Source organism: Flavobacterium ardleyense, assembly GCF_042686085.1.
Classification (GTDB): Bacteria; Bacteroidota; Bacteroidia; order Flavobacteriales; family Flavobacteriaceae; genus Flavobacterium; species Flavobacterium ardleyense.
In genome coordinates this window covers 49424-68212 of record NZ_JBHUOL010000003.1, presented here as the reverse complement: position 1 = coordinate 68212, position 18789 = coordinate 49424, and the positions used below count along the sequence as shown (strand labels likewise).

18 protein-coding genes are annotated in these 18789 nt (G+C 33.5%); 11 read left to right on the top strand and 7 right to left on the bottom strand.

What is annotated here, in order from left to right:
- The first annotated feature begins 127 nt into the window (after positions 1-127).
- The 4 genes from carA to ACFSX9_RS00835 all read left to right on the top strand — a co-directional run bounded on the left by carA (position 128) and on the right by ACFSX9_RS00835 (position 5520).
- Complete coding sequence (carA, locus tag ACFSX9_RS00850; protein ID WP_379803210.1) at positions 128-1237, top strand: glutamine-hydrolyzing carbamoyl-phosphate synthase small subunit; 1110 nt, start codon at positions 128-130, stop codon at positions 1235-1237.
- An 86-nt stretch (positions 1238-1323) separates the two neighbouring features.
- Complete coding sequence (gene eno, locus ACFSX9_RS00845; RefSeq protein ID WP_379803207.1) at positions 1324-2619, top strand: phosphopyruvate hydratase; 1296 nt, start codon at positions 1324-1326, stop codon at positions 2617-2619.
- A 211-nt stretch (positions 2620-2830) separates the two neighbouring features.
- Entirely contained in the window at positions 2831-3412 is a 582-nt protein-coding gene (locus ACFSX9_RS00840) for a hypothetical protein (RefSeq protein ID WP_379803205.1), read from the top strand.
- Positions 3413-4236: 824 nt separating this feature from the next.
- Positions 4237-5520 carry a citrate synthase gene (locus ACFSX9_RS00835; protein WP_379803203.1) on the top strand — a complete coding sequence of 428 codons (1284 nt, stop codon included), beginning with the start codon at positions 4237-4239 and terminating at the stop codon, positions 5518-5520.
- A 68-nt stretch (positions 5521-5588) separates the two neighbouring features.
- On the opposite strand, the gene ACFSX9_RS00830 is transcribed toward ACFSX9_RS00835, so the two are convergent.
- Positions 5589-6296 (bottom strand): hypothetical protein, encoded by a 708-nt coding sequence (locus tag ACFSX9_RS00830; RefSeq protein ID WP_379803200.1) that lies wholly within the window; start codon positions 6294-6296, stop codon positions 5589-5591.
- 157 nt (positions 6297-6453) lie between these two features.
- Here ACFSX9_RS00830 and ACFSX9_RS00825 point away from each other — a divergent pair, with 157 nt between their 5' ends.
- From ACFSX9_RS00825 to ctlX, 3 genes are all read left to right on the top strand, one after another.
- Positions 6454-7368: a dimethylarginine dimethylaminohydrolase family protein gene (locus ACFSX9_RS00825; protein WP_379803197.1), complete on the top strand. Its 915-nt coding sequence runs from the start codon at positions 6454-6456 to the stop codon at positions 7366-7368.
- 57 nt (positions 7369-7425) lie between these two features.
- Positions 7426-7794 carry a four helix bundle protein gene (locus tag ACFSX9_RS00820; RefSeq protein WP_379803194.1) on the top strand — a complete coding sequence of 123 codons (369 nt, stop codon included), beginning with the start codon at positions 7426-7428 and terminating at the stop codon, positions 7792-7794.
- A gap of 75 nt (positions 7795-7869) precedes the next feature.
- Positions 7870-8805, top strand: coding sequence for a citrulline utilization hydrolase CtlX (gene ctlX, locus ACFSX9_RS00815; RefSeq protein WP_379803192.1), 936 nt, complete (start codon positions 7870-7872; stop codon positions 8803-8805).
- 62 nt (positions 8806-8867) lie between these two features.
- Here ctlX and ACFSX9_RS00810 read toward each other — a convergent pair whose 3' ends face one another.
- The 3 genes from ACFSX9_RS00810 to ACFSX9_RS00800 form a co-directional block, all read right to left on the bottom strand.
- Positions 8868-10298: an SDR family oxidoreductase gene (locus ACFSX9_RS00810; protein ID WP_379803190.1), complete on the bottom strand. Its 1431-nt coding sequence runs from the start codon at positions 10296-10298 to the stop codon at positions 8868-8870.
- A 355-nt stretch (positions 10299-10653) separates the two neighbouring features.
- The gene (locus ACFSX9_RS00805; protein WP_379803188.1) at positions 10654-11295 is read right to left on the bottom strand and encodes a MarC family NAAT transporter; all 642 of its coding nucleotides are present in this window, start codon (positions 11293-11295) and stop codon (positions 10654-10656) included.
- A gap of 87 nt (positions 11296-11382) precedes the next feature.
- A complete protein-coding gene (locus ACFSX9_RS00800) occupies positions 11383-11817 on the bottom strand; it encodes a hypothetical protein (protein ID WP_379803185.1) in 435 nt (144 codons plus the stop codon).
- A gap of 101 nt (positions 11818-11918) precedes the next feature.
- Between ACFSX9_RS00800 and ACFSX9_RS00795 the strand changes: the two genes are divergently transcribed.
- Entirely contained in the window at positions 11919-12275 is a 357-nt protein-coding gene (locus tag ACFSX9_RS00795) for a CoA-binding protein (RefSeq protein WP_379803183.1), read from the top strand.
- 211 nt (positions 12276-12486) lie between these two features.
- Here the strand turns inward: ACFSX9_RS00795 and ACFSX9_RS00790 are convergent, their stop codons facing one another.
- The 3 genes from ACFSX9_RS00790 to ACFSX9_RS00780 form a co-directional block, all read right to left on the bottom strand.
- Positions 12487-12843: a helix-turn-helix domain-containing protein gene (locus ACFSX9_RS00790; protein ID WP_379803180.1), complete on the bottom strand. Its 357-nt coding sequence runs from the start codon at positions 12841-12843 to the stop codon at positions 12487-12489.
- Positions 12844-12846: 3 nt separating this feature from the next.
- Positions 12847-13140, bottom strand: a complete 294-nt coding sequence (locus tag ACFSX9_RS00785) for a type II toxin-antitoxin system HigB family toxin (RefSeq protein WP_379803178.1) — start codon at positions 13138-13140, stop codon at positions 12847-12849.
- A 115-nt stretch (positions 13141-13255) separates the two neighbouring features.
- A complete protein-coding gene (locus tag ACFSX9_RS00780; protein ID WP_379803176.1) occupies positions 13256-14698 on the bottom strand; it encodes a sodium:solute symporter in 1443 nt (480 codons plus the stop codon).
- Between the two features lie 76 nt (positions 14699-14774).
- Here ACFSX9_RS00780 and recR point away from each other — a divergent pair, with 76 nt between their 5' ends.
- From recR to ACFSX9_RS00765, 3 genes are all read left to right on the top strand, one after another.
- The gene (gene recR, locus ACFSX9_RS00775; protein ID WP_379803174.1) at positions 14775-15392 is read left to right on the top strand and encodes a recombination mediator RecR; all 618 of its coding nucleotides are present in this window, start codon (positions 14775-14777) and stop codon (positions 15390-15392) included.
- Positions 15393-15541: 149 nt separating this feature from the next.
- A complete protein-coding gene (locus ACFSX9_RS00770; RefSeq protein WP_379803172.1) occupies positions 15542-16327 on the top strand; it encodes a polysaccharide biosynthesis/export family protein in 786 nt (261 codons plus the stop codon).
- Positions 16328-16333: 6 nt separating this feature from the next.
- Positions 16334-18784, top strand: a complete 2451-nt coding sequence (locus ACFSX9_RS00765) for an exopolysaccharide transport family protein (protein WP_379803170.1) — start codon at positions 16334-16336, stop codon at positions 18782-18784.
- Positions 18785-18789 lie beyond the last annotated feature (5 nt).

Below are 18789 nucleotides of genomic sequence, written 5' to 3'. Positions count from 1 at the left end.
TAGCTTTCATGTAATATAAATTAAGGATAAACTTTTTAAAGTTTATCCTTTTTTTTTGTTTTATGAATTAAACATTTTATGAATACAACTTTTATAGCTAAATTTGCACCCACAACAACACAAGACAATGAAATACAACAATCGTTCAAAGGCCGTTTTGCTTCTTAAAGACGGAACTATTTTTCACGGAAAATCTATTGGAATTGAAGGGGTTACTTTTGGTGAAGTAGCTTTTAATACCGGAACTTCTGGCTATCAAGAAGTGTTTACAGATCCTTCTTACTTCGGACAAATTATGGTTACTACCAATGCTCATATTGGAAACTATGGTGTTAATGACAAAGAAGTCGAATCAGATTCTATTAAAATTTCTGGACTAGTTTGTAAGAATTTCAGTTTTAACTATTCAAGAGAAGATGCTTCTGGAAGTTTATTTGACTACTTTCAAAAACAAAATTTAATTGTTATTTCGGATGTTGATACGCGAGCGTTAGTAAGTTATATTAGAGATAACGGAGCAATGAACGCTGTTATTTGTACTGATGGAACACCAATTGAAGAGCTAAAAGAAAAATTAGCGCAAACCCCTGACATGAATGGATTAGAATTAGCATCACAAGTTTCTACTAAAGAAGCTTATTTCTTCGGAAACGAAGAGGCGAAATATAAAATTTCTGCATTGGATTTAGGAATTAAAACCAATATTCTTAGAAATTTAGCAGCAAGAGATTGTTACGTTAAAGTATTTCCATACAACGCATCATTTGAAGATCTTAAAGCTTTTAATCCAGATGGTTATTTCTTATCGAATGGACCTGGTGATCCTGATCCTTTAGAAAGCGCGCAACAATTAGCGCGTGAAATTCTAAAGATAAACAAACCATTATTCGGAATATGTTTAGGACATCAAGTTATTGGTTTGGCTAATGGAATTTCCACTTACAAAATGTTTAACGGACACAGAGGAATCAATCATCCTGTGAAGAATGTACTTACAGGTAAAGGAGAAATCACCTCTCAAAACCACGGATTTGCGGTTGTAAAAGAAGATTTAGAGAAGCATCCTGATTTCGAAATCACACATTTACATTTAAATGACGGAACAGTTGCTGGAATGCGCATGAAATCTAAAAACTGTTTTTCAGTACAATATCATCCAGAAGCTAGTCCAGGCCCGCACGATTCAAGTTATTTATTTGATCAATTTATTTATAATATTGAATCATCAAAAAACTAAACAAAGTAGTTGATTATTTTTTGAGATTTTAAAACGAAGTTTAATTAATTTGCTATTTATAAAATAGCAACCTAAAAAGATATATAATGAGTATAATTATTAAAATTCACGCAAGACAAATCTTCGATTCACGTGGAAATCCAACTGTAGAAGTGGATGTAATTACCGACAATGGAATTTTAGGTAGAGCAGCTGTTCCAAGTGGCGCTTCTACTGGAGAGCATGAAGCTGTAGAACTTCGTGATGGCGGAAAAGCTTACATGGGTAAAGGTGTTTCAAAAGCAATTGAAAATGTGAATACAAAAATTGCTGAAGCGGTTGTAGGAATGTCTGTTTTTGAGCAAAATTTAATCGATGCAATGATGATTGAATTAGACGGAACTACTAATAAATCGAACTTGGGTGCTAATGCTATATTAGGTGTTTCTTTGGCGGTCGCTAAAGCTGCTGCTAATGAATTAGGAATGCCTTTGTATCGCTATGTTGGTGGAGTTTCCGCTAATACTTTACCAGTTCCAATGATGAATATCATCAATGGAGGTTCGCATTCAGATGCTCCGATTGCTTTTCAAGAGTTCATGATTATGCCTGTTAAAGCTAAAAACTTCGCGCAAGCAATGCAAATGGGTACTGAGATTTTTCATAATTTGAAAAAAGTATTACACGATAGAGATTTATCGACTTCTGTAGGTGATGAAGGTGGTTTTGCACCAAATTTAGTAGGTGGTACAGAAGATGCAATTGAGTCAATTGAATTGGCAGTAACGAATGCAGGTTATAAGTTTGGAGAAGATATTATGATCGCTTTAGACTGTGCTGCAGCAGAGTTTTATGTAGACGGAAAATATGATTATTCGAAATTTGAAGGTAAAACAGGAAAAGTAAGAAGTTCTGAAGAACAGGCTACTTATTTGGCTGAATTAGCTGCAAAATATCCAATTATTTCTATCGAAGATGGAATGGATCAAAACGACTGGGAAGGTTGGAAATTACTGACTGAAAAAATTGGAAGTAAGATCCAGTTAGTGGGTGACGACTTGTTCGTAACTGATGTTAAAATATTATCAAGAGGAATCAAAGAAAATATCGCTAACTCAATTTTAATCAAAGTAAATCAAATTGGTACATTAACTGAAACGATAGCGGCTGTAAATATGGCTCATAATGCTGGATATACAACGGTAATTTCGCATCGTTCGGGAGAAACAGAAGATACTACAATTGCTGATTTAGCTGTTGCTTTAAACTGTGGCCAAATCAAAACAGGTTCGGCTTCGCGTTCAGATCGTATGGCAAAATACAATCAATTATTACGTATCGAAGAAGAATTAGCTGATGTAGCCTATTTTCCTGGCTTAAATGCTTTTAAAGTTAAGAAGTAACTCATTTTTTTAATAATTGGCTTTGGTCTAAGTTAAAGTTTATTGATTTTTTTAAGCGGTATACTTTCGAACATATAACAGTCACATATTAAATATAATAAAAAATAGGATTAAAGCGTTTATGTTTAAATGAACGCGAAAATTATATCAATTACCATAAATTTATTGCATCAACGAAGAGCAGTAAAAATTACTAATCAGTTAATTACATATGAAAAATCAGTTTAAAATCATTGCTCTTTTTTTAATCGGAGCTTTATTTCTTACATCTTGCTCGTCAAATGATGATGGGGCGTCATCAAGTCAATTTAAAGTTAACGGTCAATCTTATGATCTATTGCCAACTAGCGCAGTGACAGAGATTAAAATGGATAATGTTCATACTGTTCAAGGGCAAATTTTTGATAGATCTACAATTACGATAATGGGACTTACTGGGTTTAATTTTGCTTCTGTATCATTTGACTTGTATTACAAAGACGGTTCGCCTATTGCAGGAACGTATAATATCGGAGACACGGAAGGAGATAATTCGTTTGATTTTGACAATCAATTATTAGCTGAGCAAAAACTTTGTTTAGGTTGGACTTCTGCCTGTACCTATAGTGACGCAAGTAATGGTCTAGGAGCAAACGCAAATAATCCTACTGGAACAGTTACTGTAGTTGATAATGGAAATTCAAATTATAGTATACAATACAACGGTGATTTCAGAAAATATGATTCTAGTTTTAATGTCACTGGAAACGTTCCTGTAGTTATTAATATAACTAGTGATGTACTCATACAGTAGACTATGATTTCTATTTTACTACAGCTATATTCTTAAAAAATGAGAAGTTATAGGTAAATAAAACTATTAATTTAAACACTTGTAAGAACGATCTTGCAAGTGTTTTTTTTGTTATTGTTTTTTTGTTTTTATCGTGTTGTTAAATTAATGTGAGGTACATATTTATAGTTCCCGATTTCTTTTTTGGTCTGTTTTAAAGCAATGCAGGTGATTGGGTTAAATAAGATTAGGTGTTTTGCGTGGTTTTTAGTTGCCTGCTTGTTAGCGCTTTATGGCTTATTTGTTTCTTACTTCTTTTAATTACTAATTTAGTATGAGTAATATTTTAGCTTTGAATCTGTTATGGTTTGTGTCCTGTTGATCATGAAGTTTATAGTAGTTTTCTCCTTATAGAATAATTTTTAAAAATTCTTTAAGCTATTTTATAAACGCAGAATATTTACTCTTACGTAGTTTATGTTAGTTTCAGCGATACTCTTTTAATTTCTCAGACGCTTTGCCTTTTAAAATAGGTTGAATGCTCTTCTGCCGTAGCACTATTTCAAAAAAATACAGAAACTTATTGGAGAATTTTTTCTTACAATTTCAAAATTTACTTTGTTAGGAGTACTAAATGTTATGGAAGTTAAATAGATTAATTAGTTGCGAATTATTTTTAAGGGTTAATTAAAGTAAAAGAAGAACTAAACAGCTGCAAAAGATTGTCTTTTTTTTTCATGTATATTATTTAACCATAAATTATAGAAAATTCCTTTATAGTTCGGGGATTATTTGTTAAATTCGCAACATACATAAATATTTATCAAAAAATACATTATAATAATATGTCAAAAACTGCAACATTAGAGCTGGATGGCAAAAAGTATGAGTTTCCTGTAATCGTAGGGACCGAGAATGAAGTTGCTATCGACATCGATAAATTACGTAGTGCTTCAGGTGCTATTACGATCGACCCAGGGTATAAAAACTCAGGTTCGTGTACAAGTGAAATTACTTTTTTAGATGGAGAAGAAGGAATTTTGCGTTATAGAGGATATTCTATTGAAGAATTAGCGGATAAAGCTGATTTTCTTGAAGTATCTTATTTGTTGATTTTCGGTGAATTGCCAACAGCAACTCAACTAGAAAAATTTGAAAACGATATTAGAAAACATACGTTGGTTAGTGAAGAAATGAAAAGCATCATTGATGGTTTTCCAAGAACAGCACATCCAATGGGTGTCTTGGCTTCGTTAACTAGCGCTTTAACTGCTTTTAACCCAAAACCAGTTAATCCAAATAATGAAAAGGAAATGTATGAAGCTGTTTGTAAAACAATGGCTAAATTCCTTGTAATTGCAACTTGGACATACAGAAAGAAAATGGGTTATCCTTTAAATCATTATGATAACAGCAAAGGATACGTAGAAAACTTTATGAGTCTAATGTTTGAATTGCCAACGGGATCTTACAAACCAGATCCAAAAGTAATTGACGCTTTAGATAAATTATTTATTCTGCATGCAGATCACGAACAGAATTGTTCTACTTCAACAGTAAGAATAGTAGGTTCTTCGCATGCTGGATTATTTGCTTCTATTTCTGCTGGTGTTTCTGCACTTTGGGGACCACTTCACGGTGGAGCAAATCAGGCAGTTTTAGAAATGTTACAAGAAATCCATGACAATGGTGGTGACGTTGATAAATATGTTTTAAAAGCGAAAGATAAAGAAGATTCATTCCGTTTGATGGGATTCGGACATAGAGTTTATAAAAACTTTGACCCAAGAGCTACGATTATCAAAAAAGCAGCGGATGATGTTTTAGTAACTTTAGGAGTTGATGATCCATTGTTAGAGATTGCTAAAAAATTAGAAAAAGTTGCCTTAGAAGACGATTATTTCAAATCTAGAAATTTATATCCAAACGTAGATTTTTATTCAGGTATCATTTACCGCGCAATGGGAATCCCAGTTGAAATGTTTACAGTTTTATTCGCTGTAGGTCGTTTACCAGGATGGATTGCACAATGGAAAGAAATGAGAGTGAACAAAGAGCCAATTGGTCGTCCAAGACAAGTGTATACTGGATATACTTTGCGTTCTTTCAAAGAAGTAAAAGATAGATAATCTATTTTATATATAAAAAAACCCACTAATCAGTGGGTTTTTTGCTTTTGTGTACTGTTTGATTTTACTTAATCAGCGATTTCATCTTTAGCTTGTTCTATCTTTTTCTCGATAATATCTTGCGCTTCTTGCGCTTTCTCTTCTACTTTATCTTTAACGTCAGCCATAGCATCTTCCGCTTCATGTGCTTTTTCGGTGGCCTTTTCCTTGATGTCTGCCATAATCTCTTTTGCTTCTTCTACCTTTTCCTCTATTTTTTCTTTAACATCAGTGCTGGCTAATTTTACTTCCTGAATTTCTTCAGCTACTTTTTCCTTCACCTCTGCAACAGACTCTTTAGCCTCTTGCTTTTTTTCTTCCACCTTTTCTTTTATCTCCGCTACAGCTTCTTTCGCTTCTGCAGCTTTTTCTTGTACTTTCTCCTTGGCATCTTGGCTGTCTTCCTTAGCGCTATGCATTTTATCTTCCACTTTGTGTTTCATTTCTTCCATCGCCTCTTTTGCCTGATGTGCTTTGTCTTCCGCCCAATCCGTCGCATCTGCGACTTTTTCCTTAGCTGTATCTACAAAATCAGATACTTTTTCAGAAACACCCATTTCGTCTAGTTTTTTTGAAGCAGTATCTACTACGTGTTCAATCTTTTCTTTTGCTTCAGTTGCCACTTCATTTACTTTTTCCATCGTATGTTCAACCGCTTCATTTACGTTTTCTTTCGTGTCGCTCGTAGTTTGCTTTGATTTTCCAAAAATTGAGTTGAAAAAATTTGATAATCCCATAATAGTTTGTTTTTAAGTTCTCTCAAATATAATAAATAATTGGAAATTAAAGGATTAAAACAAATAATAATGAGTCGGTATTGATTTATAATCTCATTTCATTTTCTTATATTTGCCAGTAGGCCAAAATCAAATAATGCCAATAAAAACTAAAGTTATGTTGCAATTAAATGTAAAAAACGAATCATCACGCTTAAGGGCAGTGGTGTTAGGAACCGCAGAAAATAACGGTCCGACACCCACGATAGAAGAAGCTTATGATCCTAAATCATTACAGCATATTCAAGCAGGAACATACCCTATTGAAGCAGATATGGTTAAAGAAATGGATGCTTTAAACGCAGTTTTTGAAAAATATGATGTAAAAGTATATCGTCCTCAAATTATAGAAAATTACAATCAAATATTTTCAAGAGATATTGGATTTGTGATTGATGATATTTTTATTAAAGCTAATATTTTACCAGACAGAGAACGCGAATTAGACGCCATTCAATATATCATTGATCAAATGGATCCTAATAAAGTGGTGCGTCCGCCAGAAGAAGTACATATTGAAGGTGGCGATGTAATGGTTTGGAACGATTATGTTTTCATTGGAACTTATAAAGGTTCAGATTACAAAGATTATATTACCGCACGAACGAATATGGAAGGCGTTCAGTTCATCAAAGACTTATTTCCAAATAAAATAGTTAAAGCATTTGATTTAGTAAAATCGAAAATCGAACCTCGCGATAATGCATTGCATTTAGATTGTTGCTTTCAGCCGATTGGAACAAACAAAGGAATCATCTACAAAAGTGGTTTCCGTGAAGAAGCCGATTATATGTTTTTAGTGAATTTATTCGGAAAGGAAAACCTATTTCATATCGAACGCGAAGAAATGTATCACATGAATTCAAACATATTTTCAATCGCACCTGATGTTATAGTTTCCGAAAAGCATTTCACAAGACTAAATACGTGGTTAAGAGCTAACGGTTTCACAGTAGAAGAAATTCCATATGCCGAAATCGCAAAACAAGAAGGATTATTAAGATGCTCGACGCTGCCGTTGATAAGAGACTAATTTTAGTTGTCCGTTATTTGTTATCTGTTTTCCGTTTCTGGTTAAATAAATAAGCTTATGAAAAGTTATGAAGATTTAGATGTTTATCAGATGAGTTTGTCTTTGTTTTTTAAAATTCATCCTGCTTCTCTTTTGTTACCTAAGTATGAATTATACGAATTAGGAAGTCAGATTAGGAGATCATCAGATTCAGTAAATTCAAATATTGTTGAAGGCTACGGACAAAAAAGATACAAAGCGGATTTTATTAAATTTTTAGTATATTCACATGCAAGTTGTCTAGAAACAAAAGGGCATTTATGTAAAATAAAGAATTTGCATAGCGGATTAATTCCCGACATCGATTCATTTATTGCAGAATACGATATTTTAGGTGCGAAAATATTCAACTTTATTAAGTATGTTGAAGCTAATTGGCAAACTTAAAATCCAAACAAAAAACAGACAACAAAAGTATAGTAAACGCAAACCAAGAACGGACAACCGATAACAAAAAATAAAATGAACCAAACCACAAACTCCCTATTAATGATTCGTCCGGTGGCATTCCGCATGAACGAACAAACAGCAGTAAACAACTATTACCAAAAAGTATTAGACAATTTATCTCCTGAAACAGTGAATCAAAAAGCACAAGAAGAATTTGATACCTTTGTGCAAAAGCTGAAGATGATTGGAGCAAACGTAGTGGTTATCGAAGATACGCTAAGTCCAGATACGCCGGATAGTATTTTTCCAAACAACTGGATTTCATTTCATGAAAATGGCGATGTCGTTTTATATCCGATGTTTGCTGAAAACCGTCGTTTAGAAAGAAGAGAAGATGTTTTAGATTCTATTGAAGCGGAAGGATTTGCAATCAATGAAATCATGGATTACACTTCGGCTGAAGAAGATGAGTTTTTCTTAGAAGGAACTGGAAGTATTGTTTTAGATAGAGCCAATGCAAAAGCATATTGTGCTTTATCGCCAAGAGCAGATGAAGAGTTATTCATTGAATTTTGCGAAGATTTTGAATTTACACCTGTAATTTTTGAAGCTTATCAAACAGTTAATGGCGAACGTAAATTAATTTACCATACCAATGTAATTATGTGTGTTGGTGAAACATTCGCAGTGATCTGTGCAGATTGTATCGACGACAAGAAAGAACGCAAAATGGTTTTGGACAGTCTAAAAGGCGATGAAAAAGAAGTAATTTTAATTACAGAAGACCAAGTGAATAACTTCGCTGGGAATATGTTAGAAATAAAAGGAACAGACGACAGAAGATTTTTAATTATGAGTGCTTCGGCTCACCAAAGTTTAACTAAAAAGCAAATTGCTCAATTAGAGGAACACGTTACAATTGTAAGTTCAAGTTTAGATACAATTGAAGCTTGTGGTGGAGGAAGTGCCCGTTGCATGATGGCAGAAATTTTCTTACCGAAAGTTTAAGTCTAAATATATTAAAGTAAAAAGCCAAATTCCAATTGATTGGGATTTGGCTTTTTTGTATTTTAAGCTTTTTCTTTAATAATATTTCTAATCATTCCTCCAAAAATAAAGAAATGAAACGGAACTAAACTGTACCAATACAATCGGCCTAAAAGTCCCCTAGGTCTAAAAGTGGCAATCTGATGCAAATTATTTTCTTCGTCGATTCTGAATTCCAGCCATGCTTCTCCCGGTAAACGCATTTCTGCGTATAATAGTAATCTTTTTTCAGCTCTATTCGCTACTAATACACGCCAAAAGTCAAGTGCATCACCGCTGTCTAAATTAGTCGGATGCGTTCGTCCTCTTCTCAATCCAACACCGCCAAATAATTTATCCATCGCACCACGTATTTTCCACATCCAACTTCCGTAATACCAACCGCGAGCACCACCAATAGAGAAAATATTGTCTAGCGTGTGCTCCATATTAATTACTTTTTTTGTTTTATGATCTTTCAAACAGCCATAAGTTGGAATTTGAATAAATTCGGACAAATTCGTTCTGAAACGACTACTGACTAAACTATCTTTCCAACTTGAAATTACTAAGTTTTGTTCGATTTTTAAGAAAGCTTGTTTAATAGCATCTACGTACGAAATCGGAACAATTCCTAATGCTTCTTGAAGGTCATTATTCTTACATATAACTTCCATTTTCATACTATCTACAAGATTTACGGCAAGTTTGTAAGAGGTAGAAGTCACGAAATACAACCAATAGGAGGAAAGCTTCGGAGACATTATAGGTAAAGTGAAAATCCACAGTTTGATGCCTCTCGTTTTGGAATATAGCAACATCATGTCCTTATAAGTCATTACGTCAGGTCCGCCAATATCATACGAATCATTATAATGTTCTTCTTTGAGAAGTACGCCAATCAAATAATGAATCACATTTCGAATGGCAATCGGCTGGCATTTGGTCAACACCCATTTTGGCGTAATCATCACTGGTAGTTTCTCACATAAATCCCGAATAATTTCAAAAGACGAACTTCCAGAACCTACAATAATTCCAGCACGAAGTACTGTTGTATTAAAATTGCCGTCAAACAAAATATCTTCAACATTTTTACGTGAAGTCAAATGTTTTGAAAGTTTCGAATCATTGACAATACCACTTAAATAAATCACTTGCGTAACGCCAATTTTATCCATGTAAAGATTGAAGTTATGTGCGGCTTTTCCTTCCATCACATCAAAGGCAGAAGTCGAAGAAGACATTGAATGAATCAAGTAATAAGCTACATCAACTCTTTCCGGCAACTTATCAAAATGAATTTCATCTAAAAAATCAACTTCCCAAATCGTTACTTTTTCTAAAGTAGCTTCGTCTAATCCCAACCTGTTTCTATCACGAACACAACAAATTACTTCGTGTCCTTCAGATAGTAATTCGGGAAGTAATCGTCGGCCAACATAACCATTTGCTCCTGTAAGTAGAATACGCATTGTTTTCAATTTTTCTTAAAGTTAAGTAAAAAAGAAATAGAGTGAAGAAATTTAATAAAAATTGGGAATTGTTTAGAGGAATCAAGATCAATAATAATTACAATTGCAATTTCAAAAAGAAAAAATTAAAAAGAAAAATTAGAACAGCGTTCCGGTGAAAATTTTGTGATAAATCGCGAAATTTCGTAAATAACACTAAGTAAAGCACATCCTGAATCTTATTCAACGCTGTCAAAGTTCTAAACTTTGACAGCGTTTTCGGAAATTGATTTTTAATACATAAGTTGTAAAAATGCAGATGAAATAACATTAGCACTCGTTTCTTCGTACTTCGTATTTCAAACCTCGTACGTCCTTAAATTCCTCTAATAATACTCAAAATAGCACTAATAATATACTGAATACCAATCGCAATAGTTAAAAATCCAACAATTCTAGATATCGCAATAATTCCCGAATTCCCTAACATCTTCGATAAGAAATAAGCACTTCTAAGAATAACAAAGATGATTATTGCCACTACTACAATAGCGACACATGAAGAAATAATTTCTGAGGTAGAAATAAAGCCATCCGAACTTTTCAATTCTTGGTAATACGCAATTAACAATGACATTGAACCTGGTCCGGCTAACATCGGCATGGCTAAAGGAGTCAGCGCAATATCACTTCTAACTTGCGCTTCTTCTTCCACTTTTTTATTGATTCCTTTGTTTTTGCTAAATTGACCATTCAATAAGCTAAAGCCCGAATTAGTAATAATAATTCCCCCCGCAATTCGAAGTGCAGTGATCGTAATTCCAAAAAAGCTCAATACATATTGGCCAATAAAAAACGAAATCAGTAAGATGATACATACGTTAATTGCCGTCCATAAAGAAGTTTTTGATAACTCGGCTTTCGTGTAGCCTTCGGTTAATCCTACGAAAATAGGAACCGTCCCAATTGGGTTTAAAACCGAAAATAATGCGGCAAATAAATAAATGAAAACGTCCATACCTTACACTTTTATAAAACTGGGTGCAAGTTAGGTATTTTCTTTTCTTTTTAGATAAATAGAAGTTTCTTTTACATTATTAAATTATCAAAAATAAGCATCCAAAGGCGAATATGGCGTTTGTTTTAACTTCGCATCTTCAATTTTATCGATGAATTTTTTACTGTTCGAATTGTATTTGGAACAATCTACCGAAATATAATGCGCGTCAATATGAAAAGTTATAGTGTTTCCAGGTTTAAAAAGGACCAATTTATAGTACGGAATTACCAAAGCGTACACTTCTAAACGAGACTGAAAACCAATAATGATTCCATTCGGACGCATTTCAATGTTGCAAAACTTTAAGGATTCATTTACGTGTAATAATTCATAGATTTCCTGACTGCATCGGGTGATGAACAATTTCGGAGAACCTATGCCTCCTTTTGCAAATCGTTCCATTATAGCATAGGGCTGACCAACTAATTCGTTGATTTTTCTTTCTATTTTAGGGTCTTTGTAAGAGATGTTAAAAAGCATTTTTGTTTAAAATTACTCTAAATTTTCTTTGCTTCTTAGAATTTAGCAAATCTTTATTATTTGTTTATTTATTCGTACTTTTAACCTGTAAATATACAATCATGAAAACATTAGTCCTCGGCGCCTCCACAAATAAAGAACGTTATTCCTACAAAGCCATTCACAGTTTGGTCGATAAAAGTCATCAAGTAGTGGCAATTGGTGCTAAAAAAGGCATCGCATTTGACATTCCTATCGAAAAAGAAAAAGTGGATTTTCACGGAATTGATACCGTAACACTTTACCTAAATCCAAAAATTCAAGAAGAATATTACGATTATATCGTATCATTGAAACCAAGACGTGTTATTTTTAATCCCGGAACCGAAAACCCTGAATTTTATAAAATTCTAGAAAAAAATAAGATCGAATATGAAGTCGCATGTACCTTAGTTTTGCTGGCAACCAATCAGTATTAGTTTAAGAAAAGTTACGCTTTCGCGAATTTTCGCGGTGTTATCCGATTGTTGATGATGATTTTACGTTTTGAGAAACGTGTTGATGCTACACGGAATTTAGAAGCTTCGAAATTAAAATTGTCCCTTTCTAAATTTAAGTTTTTGGTCAGGGCTGATTCCACTATTTTGTTGGGTTAGTGGTGAACACTTTAAGTGGACTACTATTTTATTTCTAATATACTTGTATTAAGACGTCTGTAGGGATTTTTAGAGTTGTATGTAATTGTCTAATCATTTCTAAAGAAAGTTTTCTCTTTCTATTAAGAATTTCACTTGCACGACTTTTAAAGCCAATAATTTTAGCTAAATCATTCTGAGTATAACCCATTTGGTCCATTCTGAACTTTATCGCTTCAATTGGATCGGGTAAACCTATTGGGAAATTTTCATTTTCATATTGGTCAATTAATAAACCTAAAAGTTCTAATTCATCATCTTCTTCAGTTCCTTTTTTTGCATCAAAGATTACTTCAAGTCTTATTAAAGCCTGGTTGTAATCATTTTCTGTTTTTATAAGCTTTATATTCATAATCTAAATTGTGTTTGCGTTAATTTTATCATATGTTGCGTGAGTTCCAATAAATCTAATCCAAACCATTTCGAACTCAAAGTTAATTTTGACTATTAATCGATAATTATTCCCTTTAATATTGAAAACGATTCTATTATCTTTTAATATACTTGCACTCGGATATTCTAATTTTATATCGTTTAGATTTTTCCATTCAGCTTTGGAAGTTTCACTAAACCAAGATTTCAGTTGTTGTTCACAATCTGAATGAATTTCCCAAAATTCTCTCAAAACTTTTTTAGCTATTACTCTCAACTTTTTTACAAATATATGAATTTTTTCCCATTTCGGGAACCATTTATACTTAATTTTAAAAACGATTTTTCTCCCTTTTTTCGCTACATTCTATAACTAATAATTAACTCAGCCCTTATTTCTTACGAATCAATACCAATCCGATAAAAGTCAATAAACCGTTTACAATTAAAATTTCAAATCCAAAGGCGAATCCAAACCAGTCTTCACTTTTTAGGTTCAGAAGAATAGAAGTGAAGACGGATAAAATAGCCACGATTGGTGTTAACTTGTCTTTAATCTGCCATTTCGTAAACAATCCAAAACTGTATAATCCCAACAACGGACCATACGTAAATCCTGCAAACTTCAATACTTTATCAATAATACTGGCATCGTTAAATGCATATTTGAAAAGTAGAATTACAAAAATCGAAACAAAAACAAAACTCAAGTGAATTCTTTTTCGAATTGTAACTTGCTTCGCTACGTCGTATTTCTTTTCAATTTCTAAAATATCAATACTAAAAGATGTTGTTAAGGAAGTTAAAGCGCTATCGGCACTCGAATAAGCGGCTGCAATTAAACCTAAGATAAAACTAAACGCCACCACAAGTCCTAAATGTTCGTTCGCAAGGATTGGAAACAGTAAATCTTTATGGGCGTCAATATTATATTTTAAAGCATATTCAGTGAATAATAATCCCAATACTAAGAATAGGAAATTCACCACGGTTAATACAATCGTGAACCAAAACATATTCTTTTGAGCATCTTTTAAACTTCTACAGGTCAAGTTTTTTTGCATCATATCTTGATCCAATCCCGTCATTACAATCGCAATAAAAGCTCCCGAAAGGAATTGCTTCCAGAAATATTTGGGCGAACTCACATCATCAAAAAAGAAGGTTCTCGAAAAATCACTTTCAGCAATAAAACCCGAAATTGTATTGATATTCAAACCTAAATCTTGGGAAACGATCACGATACAAATTCCAACGGAAAGCAACATGAAAAACGTTTGCAAGGTATCGGTCCAAATAATAGTTTTAATACCCGATTTATAAGTGTAAACCCAGATCAATAAAATCGTACTCGTAACGGTTAACCAATACGGAATCCCAAGCGATTCAAAAACTAAGGTTTGTAATACGTCAGCTACTAAAAGTAAACGTAAGTTCGAACCCACTGTTCTAGAAATAATGAAAAACCAAGCACCTGTTTTATAAGAATAGCGTCCAAAACGATCCCCTAAATAACTATAAATCGAAGTCAGGTTAAGCTTATAATACAAAGGCAACAAAACGGTTCCGATTACTAAATATCCAATAATGTATCCTAAAACCAATTGAAAATAGACAAATTGCGAACCTTCAACTTTTCCTGGAACAGATATAAAAGTTACGCCCGAAAGAGAAGCACCTATCATTCCAAAAGCCACTAAATACCACGGCGCTTGTTTATTAGCTTTAAAAAAAGATTCGTTTGTATTGTCGTTTTTCCTTCCCGTGAAGTAAGAAAATAATATTAAAATGGAGAAATAACCCAGGATTAGTAAAAGTATCGACGAAGGTTGCATATTTTTTAGTTTGTCACAAAGATAAAAGAAAATATAAATGAATGGAGATTTGCACTTTGTTTTGTAATTTTGCCAAATGGAATTGCCTTCAAAATTAGTAGAAAATGCCGTTAATGAAATGGCTCAATTGCCCGGAATTGGAAAACGAACTGCTTTACGTTTGGTGTTGCACTTGTTGAAACAACCTTTGGAACAAACTGAAGGCTTGACAAATGCTTTAGCCACAATGCGAAAAGATATTCAGTTTTGCCAAACGTGTCACACCATTTCGGATGCTGAAATTTGTGGTATCTGTGCCAATCCTTCTCGCGATAAAGCAATTATTTGTGTAGTAGAAGACGTTCGTGATGTAATGGCTCTGGAAAACACCGGAATGTTTAAAGGGGTTTACCATGTTTTAGGTGGGAAAATTTCACCTATTGAAGGAATTGGGCCGAGTCAATTGAAAATAACTTCTTTAGTTGAAAAAGCTAAATTAGGTGTGATTACCGAAATTATTTTCGCGCTAAGCTCCACTATGGAAGGCGACACCACCAATTTTTATATCTACAAACAAATTAAAGATTTGGCCATAAAAACATCGACAATTGCTAGAGGAATTGCAGTGGGCGACGAATTAGAATATGCCGATGAAGTAACTTTAGGACGTAGTTTGTTGAATAGAATTCCATTTGAAACTTCAATCCGACAATAATCGGTCAATAATCGCGGAAATTTCCATCAAATTACAGGATTAACTTCATTAATTTAATTGTAAAAACTATATTTGTTACTTAAAGTGGAATCGGATTTAAAATTTTAGCAGTGTTAAAAATAATCCCTAACTTTTATGAAATGAATCTGATGAAAAAAATAGTTGTTATTGCCTTACTTACTTCTTTGTTTACTTCTTGTATTCCAAACAAGGATTTAATATATCTTCAAAATAAAGATTCTAAATCGAATACCATAGAAATTGCGCAAGATGCTTCAAAACCATATCGCGTTCAAACAAATGACATCATTTCGGTAAATATAAAAGCCTTAGATCAAAAATTAGTTGCCATGTTTAGTCCGTCACAAGGAGGCGAACAAGGAACATCGCAACAAGAACTTTATTTTACGGGTTTTACAGTAGACGATCACGGAAATATTAGAGTGCCTGTTTTAGGCGAAATCAATGTTTTAGGCTACACGCTGGATGAAATTAGAAGTAGAATCGAAAAACAATTGCTTGACGAATATTTTAAAGCCGAAGCCAATCTTTTTGTAACCGTTAAATTAGCCGGATTACGCTATACAATTAATGGTGAAATAGGTTCGCCTGGTTCAAAAGTGCTGTTTCAAGATAAAGTGACCATAATGGAAGCGGTAGCAAATTCAGGCGATATCACGCTTACAGGAAACCGAAAAGACGTTCAGATTATTAGAAAATTTCCACACGGATTCGAAACTTATTCTTTAGATCTTACAGATGCTAAAGCTATGAATTCACCATATTTTTATATTCAACCAAACGATTATATCTTAGTAAAACCCCTGAAACAGAAATCTTGGGGAACAGGAACAACCGGAGTGCAAACTGTGGCGACAATAGTTTCTGCTTTATCGTTAGTAACAACAGCTATATTATTAAGCAAAAATCTTTAAAAAACTATGTTAGATACTAAAGATTTTAATTTTTTTGAAACGCAAAACAGCTTTGATTTTAAAGGATTTCTTTTAAAAATAATCAGTTATTGGAAATGGTTTGTGTTGTCTTTAGTAATAACTTTTGTAATTGCTTACAATGTAAACATTAGAAAAGAAAAAATCTACGGAATGGAATCTTTGATTGTTGTCGAAGATCAGAACAATCCATTATTTACGTCTAATACGAGTTTGATTTTTAATTGGGGAGGAACTTCAGACAAAGTTCAGACGATTATTACCACATTAAAATCGCGCTCCCACAATGAATTCGTGGTTGATAAATTACAGTATTATATCAAATACCTCAAGCAAGGCGAATATTTTTTCGAAGATGCTTATGGACAAACGCCATTTGTTGTTGATATTGATAAAACAAAAGGGCAATTGTTTGGAAGACTAGTTAAGATTAAATTTATTAATCCTACACAATTCGAATTAAGTGTTGATTTTGAAGAAGCTAAAAACGCATCATTAATACATTATGCAGATTTGTCAGTTTCGGATTTTAGTGTAAGAGAGAAGGAGTTTAAAAAAGTATATAAGATTAATGAAAGTGTAGAACTACCTTTCTTAAACATGAAGGTCGTTTTACATCCGGATGCTATCAACTATGAGAATTCGGAATACTTCATCCGTTTTGACGATTTCAATCAAACTGTAGCGGCGTATAAAGGAATTGATGTTGCGGCGGATGTTAAAGCAATGTCGGTAGTTCGTTTGCAATTACAAGGTTCTAACAAAAATCGATTAGTGGAGTATTTGAACGTTACAGTAGATATGTTGCGTAAAAATGAATTGAATCGTAAAAATCTTTTCGCCATCAATACCATTAGTTTTATCGACAGCACTTTAGTGCAAATGGAAGGCCAAATAAAAGATGCGGAAGGGGAACTAAAAGAATTTAGAAGAGGGAAAAATATCTACGAATTAGAAGAAGGTGGTGGCGGAATTCTTACCGAAAAGCTTTCAGGTTATGATGTTGAAAAAGACGAAATAAGTCGGAAAGTGGCTTATTTAAACTTACTAAAATCGTATTTAGATAAAAGTACCGATTACTCGAAATTACCGGCGCCAACGGTTGCGGGAATTGAAGATCCCAATATCGTTGCTAACGTTTCAAAATTAATTGGATTGTCTGCCGAACGTTCTAAAATGGCGTATTCAGTGAAGAGTCAAGGTATGTTTTCAGATTTTGACAGGGAAATGGCGGCGATTAAAAGCGTTTTGTTAGAAAACATATCTAGTTCCAAGGCTGCTTTAAATATCGACCTTTCGATCGTAAATAAAAACATCAGACTAGCGGAAGGTCAAGCAAGTTTATTGCCGGAGCAGAAACAAGAACATTTGAAAATTACTAGAAAATATAATCTGAAAGATAAAATCTACAGTACGTTTTTAGAAAAGCGTAGTGAGGCTGAAATTGTAAAAGCATCAAACATTTCTGATATTAATTTCTTGGATCGTGCGAAGGATGTTGGTGGCGGTTTAAGAGGTCCAAAGACTAGTGTGAATTATATTTTAGCGATTCTAATGGGATTTCTAGTTCCGTTTGTAATTGTTCTTATTATTACGCTTTTAGATAATAACATCAACAGCGTAGAAGACATTCAAAAGCAAACCAAAATTCCCGTTATTGGAGTCGTGGGAAAAAAGCATTCAGATACCAATTTATCGGTCTTTGAAAAACAAAAATCGCCTTTATCGGAATCGTTTAGATCAATTCGATCATCACTACAGTTTTTATATAAAAAACAGCAAAAAGAAGGCGCTAAAATTCTTATGATCACTTCTTCAGTTAGTGGTGAAGGAAAAACATTTTGCTCGATTAACTTGGCGACAGTTTTCGCGTTAAGCCATAAGAAAACGGTTATTGTAGGATTGGATTTAAGAAAACCTAGAATCTTTGGCGACTTCAATATTAATAATATTACCGGCGTAGTGAATTATTTAATTGGTCAAAAAACGATTGATGAGGTAATTCAAACAACGCACGTTCCTTATTTAGATGTAATTTCATCTGGACCGATTCCGCCAAATCCAGCCGAACTTCTTATGGCGGATGCAATGGAGGAAATGATTGAAGAGCTAAAGTTAAAATATGATTATATCATTTTAGATACGCCACCCGTAGGATTAGTGTCTGATGCCTTAGAATTATCTCGCTTTTGCGATGCCACTTTGTATGTTGCCAGACAAGGATTTACGAAAAGAGGAATGTTAGGAGTTGTAAATGAAAAGCATAAAAGAGGCGAATTAAATAATATCAGTATTATTTTTAATGGCTACGAAAATACAGCGAAATATGGTTACGGTTATGGGTACGGATATGGTTATGGTGCTTATGGCGAAGGCTATCACGATGAAAGGACCGAACTGAGAGGTTGGCGAAAATTCGCGGCAAAATTTAGAAAATAAAAACT

Coding starts and splice junctions, on each gene's coding strand:
- carA (WP_379803210.1), top strand. CDS start 128: ATGAAATACAACAATCGTTCAAAGGCCGTTTTGCTTCTTAAAGACGGA.
- eno (WP_379803207.1), top strand. CDS start 1,324: ATGAGTATAATTATTAAAATTCACGCAAGACAAATCTTCGATTCACGT.
- ACFSX9_RS00840 (WP_379803205.1), top strand. CDS start 2,831: ATGAAAAATCAGTTTAAAATCATTGCTCTTTTTTTAATCGGAGCTTTA.
- ACFSX9_RS00835 (WP_379803203.1), top strand. CDS start 4,237: ATGTCAAAAACTGCAACATTAGAGCTGGATGGCAAAAAGTATGAGTTT.
- ACFSX9_RS00830 (WP_379803200.1), bottom strand. CDS start 6,296: ATGGGATTATCAAATTTTTTCAACTCAATTTTTGGAAAATCAAAGCAA.
- ACFSX9_RS00825 (WP_379803197.1), top strand. CDS start 6,454: ATGTTGCAATTAAATGTAAAAAACGAATCATCACGCTTAAGGGCAGTG.
- ACFSX9_RS00820 (WP_379803194.1), top strand. CDS start 7,426: ATGAAAAGTTATGAAGATTTAGATGTTTATCAGATGAGTTTGTCTTTG.
- ctlX (WP_379803192.1), top strand. CDS start 7,870: ATGAACCAAACCACAAACTCCCTATTAATGATTCGTCCGGTGGCATTC.
- ACFSX9_RS00810 (WP_379803190.1), bottom strand. CDS start 10,298: ATGCGTATTCTACTTACAGGAGCAAATGGTTATGTTGGCCGACGATTA.
- ACFSX9_RS00805 (WP_379803188.1), bottom strand. CDS start 11,295: ATGGACGTTTTCATTTATTTATTTGCCGCATTATTTTCGGTTTTAAAC.
- ACFSX9_RS00800 (WP_379803185.1), bottom strand. CDS start 11,817: ATGCTTTTTAACATCTCTTACAAAGACCCTAAAATAGAAAGAAAAATC.
- ACFSX9_RS00795 (WP_379803183.1), top strand. CDS start 11,919: ATGAAAACATTAGTCCTCGGCGCCTCCACAAATAAAGAACGTTATTCC.
- ACFSX9_RS00790 (WP_379803180.1), bottom strand. CDS start 12,843: ATGAATATAAAGCTTATAAAAACAGAAAATGATTACAACCAGGCTTTA.
- ACFSX9_RS00780 (WP_379803176.1), bottom strand. CDS start 14,698: ATGCAACCTTCGTCGATACTTTTACTAATCCTGGGTTATTTCTCCATT.
- recR (WP_379803174.1), top strand. CDS start 14,775: ATGGAATTGCCTTCAAAATTAGTAGAAAATGCCGTTAATGAAATGGCT.
- ACFSX9_RS00770 (WP_379803172.1), top strand. CDS start 15,542: ATGAAAAAAATAGTTGTTATTGCCTTACTTACTTCTTTGTTTACTTCT.
- ACFSX9_RS00765 (WP_379803170.1), top strand. CDS start 16,334: ATGTTAGATACTAAAGATTTTAATTTTTTTGAAACGCAAAACAGCTTT.